The organism is Streptomyces sp. NPDC052107, assembly GCF_040680215.1.
In the GTDB taxonomy this organism is placed as follows: domain Bacteria; phylum Actinomycetota; class Actinomycetes; order Streptomycetales; family Streptomycetaceae; genus Streptomyces.
This window is the reverse complement of sequence record NZ_JBFAWG010000209.1, coordinates 1-4430: the sequence shown is the minus strand read 5'-3', so window position 1 is coordinate 4430 and position 4430 is coordinate 1. Positions and strand designations below refer to the sequence as shown.

Annotated in this window: 6 protein-coding genes; all 6 read right to left on the bottom strand. The window is 64.9% G+C overall.

The genetic code is table 11. The annotated features are described in order from the left end of the window. Window positions 1-124: 124 nt before the first annotated feature. On the bottom strand, window positions 125-484 hold the full coding sequence (locus AB0M27_RS46895) for a PASTA domain-containing protein (RefSeq protein WP_365732323.1): 360 nt from the start codon (window positions 482-484) through the stop codon (window positions 125-127). 139 nt (window positions 485-623) lie between these two features. Further along, window positions 624-1223 carry a hypothetical protein gene (locus AB0M27_RS46890; RefSeq protein ID WP_365732322.1) on the bottom strand — a complete coding sequence of 200 codons (600 nt, stop codon included), beginning with the start codon at window positions 1221-1223 and terminating at the stop codon, window positions 624-626. After that, the gene (locus AB0M27_RS46885; RefSeq protein ID WP_365732321.1) at window positions 1220-1483 is read right to left on the bottom strand and encodes a hypothetical protein; all 264 of its coding nucleotides are present in this window, start codon (window positions 1481-1483) and stop codon (window positions 1220-1222) included. Before AB0M27_RS46885 ends, AB0M27_RS46890 begins: the two co-directional genes overlap by 4 nt. Before the next feature lie 18 nt (window positions 1484-1501). After that, window positions 1502-2755, bottom strand: coding sequence for a hypothetical protein (locus tag AB0M27_RS46880; RefSeq protein ID WP_365732320.1), 1254 nt, complete (start codon window positions 2753-2755; stop codon window positions 1502-1504). Between the two features lie 331 nt (window positions 2756-3086). Next, a complete protein-coding gene (locus AB0M27_RS46875) occupies window positions 3087-3539 on the bottom strand; it encodes a transposase (protein WP_365732319.1) in 453 nt (150 codons plus the stop codon). Window positions 3540-3541: 2 nt separating this feature from the next. Further along, window positions 3542-4282, bottom strand: coding sequence for a transposase (locus tag AB0M27_RS46870; protein ID WP_365732318.1), 741 nt, complete (start codon window positions 4280-4282; stop codon window positions 3542-3544). Window positions 4283-4430 lie beyond the last annotated feature (148 nt).

The window sequence follows — 4430 nt, the reverse complement described above, 5'->3', positions numbered from 1 at the left end:
CCGGCCACGCGGAGCAGCACTGGGCGCGGGATTCCACCTCCACGCTCACGCAGCCCCGCCCAGGTGGGAAGAACCCGCACCGGACCCTACGGTTCGCATGGGATCGCTTAGCTGATTAGAGACGCTAGAGCAGGTGGCCGTTATGGCGCTCGCGCCACGTCGGCTTGCCCACGCCGAGCACGAGCACCTGCTTCACTCCGAGCTGCGCACCGGCCTTCACCGACTGGGTGTTCACGTCCCAGTTCGATGCCGCGAGCACCACCACATGGTTTCCGTCATCCGCCCGCAGCTCGATCCGGCTCTTGGGTACACCGAGCTCCTCCAGCTGTTCCTCGGCCTTCTCGGCGTTCTTCCCGGCCAGATCGGGCATCGTCACCGGGCCTGTCGCGACCGGCGTGGGTGTGCCTTTCCCGAAAGCGCCGCACCCGGCCAGCGCCGGCACCACCGCGAGCAGGAGCGCCGTACCGCAGATGTGCTTCCTCATGCTCTACTCCTAGGCTTCGCGGTCACGCCCCCGTGGTTTCACCAATGTACGAAGATCCACACAGCCCGCCTGACCCATCTCCGTCATCCGCACGCTGAAGTGATGGCGCCGACCTTCTTGGGAAAGGTCGGCGTCGGACTCAGCGTTTGAAGGGGTTGGCGGTCATCTCCGCAAGGGGCTGACGGATGTCCTGGGCGTGGTGCTCGGCGTAGTGCGCAATGCAGGCAAGGATGAGCAGCCTGTTGACGCGACCATCGTGGATGGTGGCGGCGTATCGGGCGCGGACTCCACGGAGACGTGTCAGTTCGAAGCCGGCGGATTCCGGTGACCGGAAGTGGAGCCGGGTGGTGAAGACGAACTCGCTCGCCGGTACGGAGAGGAGGTTTCCCAGTCTGGAGTCGCGGCGCAGCTTGGTGCTGACACCGGCCGACTCGCCGGTCAACTCGCCCAGTCCGTTTTGAATGACGGTCCACTCATTGTCACGCAGCGCCCGCGTCCGCGTGTCGACCTTGCCGAGTGGCGTGCGGTCGGCCGCCTTGGCGCTGAAGTCGGTTACATAGCCAGCAAGTTCGTCGAGCCGGGGGCCGGTGTACACCCGGTATTCGCTTGGGCTGCTGTATACGGTGTCCTTGTGCATGCGGGCCACGGGAGCTTGCTGTCCGTCGACGTGAACGTTGTACGTGGTATGCGCGCGACCGTAGTCAGCCGTGACGGTGAACGAGCTGAGTGTCTGGATCATCGTCGGACGCCTCCGCCCCGTCCCACGCCTCGACTGCGGGCGTCCTCGGTGGCAGTCCGGCTCAGCTGCCCGATGAGTTGCTTGATGTCATCGACGTGGGCGCCGGCCTTCAACTCCTGGTAGATCCTGTCGGCGATCTCTTCCTGCTGTGGGCTCCGGCCTGCCAGCAGTGCGTCACCGAGCCGGTCGGCCGGCACTGCCCGCTGTTCAGCGGCGGGGTCTCGCTCGCGGTCGTGTGGGCGGTCGTAGTAGGAGGACATGAGTCACACTCCGAGTGCTCAGGCTGCCGGAAGCAGGCCGATACGGGCGGCGCCGAGGGTGGCGTTCCAGCCATCGCTCTTTTCGAATGCGAAGCCGCGCTGCTCGACCTGGTCGAGGAGGCTGCTGACGCTGGGTATGTCGGGCATCTCGGGAGCCTTGCTGAACTCGACGATCGCGTGGACGCCCTTATTGATCGCTTCTACGGCGTCCGAGATCTTGCCGTAGATACCCTCGATAATCGTGATACCGGTAATGATGTATTTGACGATCTTGTAGATCTTGTACATCTTGTCTGCAGTGAAGAAGCCTGCGACAGCGTCCGCCAACGGATCCTCGGGCCCCAGGCCGATTCCCTCGATCGTCGCATCGCCTGCGGCCATTTCCTCCGTCTGCTTGACGAGTTCCTTAATCTCGTTGTTGATCAACTTATTGATTTCTCTGAGGGCGAGGTGAACAAGCACGACGATGGTCTCGTAACCCACCTTGTAGAACTTGGCTACCTCCTTGGCGGCGTCGCCGACTCCACCCATGCCCATCGTCCAGTTGAACAGGTACGAGTCGAAGGCAGTCGCGGCCTCCCCCGTCCACTCGGTCCCAAGCTCCCAGGAGCCCTTACGCAAGGTACCGGTGACGGTGTACGCGGCATCACCCAACGCATCGTAGACGTTGTGCAGGTAGAGCAGTCGGCCGTACTTGCCGGACAGCGGGGTGAGCAGGAGTTCAACGAGGCTCTTGCCAGTGCAGAACTTGAATATCGAGTCGGCACCCCTGAGGTCGCTGTTCCAGCCCAGCGACCAGAGCTGATGCTCGATGTTCTTGGACGTGTCGTCCTCGGCGCTGTCCGGCGTCTTCAGTTCGACCTCTTCATCGTTGAAGTTGCCGACGCGGTGAAGGCCAGGAATCGCCCCGAGGTCCGGAAAGTGGGAGGAAGCGTGTGGATATAGGTTGCGCAGTCGCAGCGCGACGTTCTGGTCCGTTTCAGTGTAGACGGCACTCGTACGGTGGATCTTTTCGCTGATCATACCCATACCTCGCTGGCACTGCGCGAACTTGCCGTGGAAGAAGGTCGAGGCATCAGGGACGAGCGGGCGCAGCGGGATAAGCAGTCCGTCCAAGCCGTCGGCCTTGGTGCACTCATTACCGCTCCACTGCACAAGGGTGCTCAAATGGCCGCCCTGCTTTTTCGCGAGATCCGCGTAAGCATGGAAGTCGCCCTGCGTGGGCGTGCGAAGGTCCTTCACGGCCGTTCCCCCTTTTGACGTCATGCCCATGCCCGGCTCCCGAACAGGACACTACAGGCCGTAGTGTGGACTTGGTTCACTGTTGGCATGTTCATTGGCAAATCATTGGGGGAGACTGGCTGTGGAGCTTGCCCTGGTCGCCACAGCCAGCGTCGAGTAGCTTTTAGAGTTCGCGACAGGATCAAGGTCGGGTCTGCTTGAGCCCGGATCCACCGGCTGATTTCGGGGTGGGCGTTTCGGGGTTGTGCGGGCCGTGTCGGGGTTGAGTCGCGGATTCGGGCATGGGGTGGCCGCTGGTCTGCCCAGCTCTTCCACTTGTCCACAGGTGTCGGACCCTTTCGGGCAGGTCGGTCGGGGAGCGTCAGGAGGCTGGTAGCGCATGCACCGTGCTGAAGAGCTGGGTGAAGTCCAAGCTCCAGGGCCAGCGTTCGGGCAGGTGCAGGGTGAGGCGGCGGGCCGAGCGGGCCAGCCGGGCGGGCACGTTGATCTGGTGGTCACGGATGGTGGCGGTGGTCGCACTGGCATGGAACGTTCCGGCCAGGGCGCCGGCGGCGCGGGGCAGGTTGTGCGCCAGCGCTGCCAGGGCAAGCCACGCGGCATTGGCCTGGAAATGGCCGGACGGCGCGTGAGCGAAGGCACTGTTCTTGACATCCGCGATCACCTGCTCGACGACAGCGTGCCGACGGTGGTCACACTCGGCGTCCTTCAAGGAGAGCGGGGAGTCGGTGAACGCGGCGTGGTAGCGCCAGGTGTCGAAGAGCGTGCCCTGCCCGGCGGGGACGGTGCCAGTGCCCAGGCGCTTGACGCGACGCACAATCAGACGGGCGGTGACCTGCTCTGTTTCTTCGGCTTGGAAGTGAACGCGGTGTAGGGGACCTCAGCTATCTCGGCGTCCGAGATCCAGCACTCGCCTTCCTCGTCCCAGGCCGCCTTGGGGTACTTGATCGGCGCCCAGGTGCCCTCGTCGATGCGGGCGATCGCAACCTTGACGGAGGCGTTCATCCGCACCGTGACGGAGAAACGCGCGCCCAGCGCCCGGCAGGAGTTCACGACGTCGGCGCCGTAGAACGCGGAGTCCGCCCGCATCACCAGCAGGCCACTGGCGCCGCAGGCGCGGGCGGTGCGGATGGTCTCGGCGACGAAGGCTGCCGCGCCGCGTGCGGAGACCGACGGTCCTGTGCGCAGCCGGGTGGCGGCGATCACCGGGGCGGACAGGGGCGTGCAGACGATGCCGAGCAGTGCGTTCAGACCCTTGACCTTGCTGTATCCGTAGCCGGTGCTCTGCTTGGCGTAGCCGTAGGTGCGGCGGATGGTGTCGTCGATGTCCACGTAGGCGACCTGGTCCGCGCCGGGCAGCAGCGGGGTATGACGGGCCAGTGCGGGCAGGAACCGGCGGGCCACGGCGTGGAGTTGCTTCACATGCCCGTGCGTGAAGGAGCGTAGAAACGATCCCAGCGTGGACGGGGCCCGGACCCCGGCAAACAGGCGGCCCATCGCGCCATGCCGCAGGCGGTCCATGTCATCGTTGCTGTCGGCGCCCGCGGCCATGCCACCCACCAGCGACGTCAGTTTCGCCGCTGGGAAGGCGCCGGTGCCGTCCTTCGATGCGGGCAGCGTCTCTAATCAGCTAAGCGATCCCATGGGAACCGTAGGGTCCGGTGCGGGTTCTTCCCACCTGGGCGGGGCTGCGTGAGCGTGGAGGTGG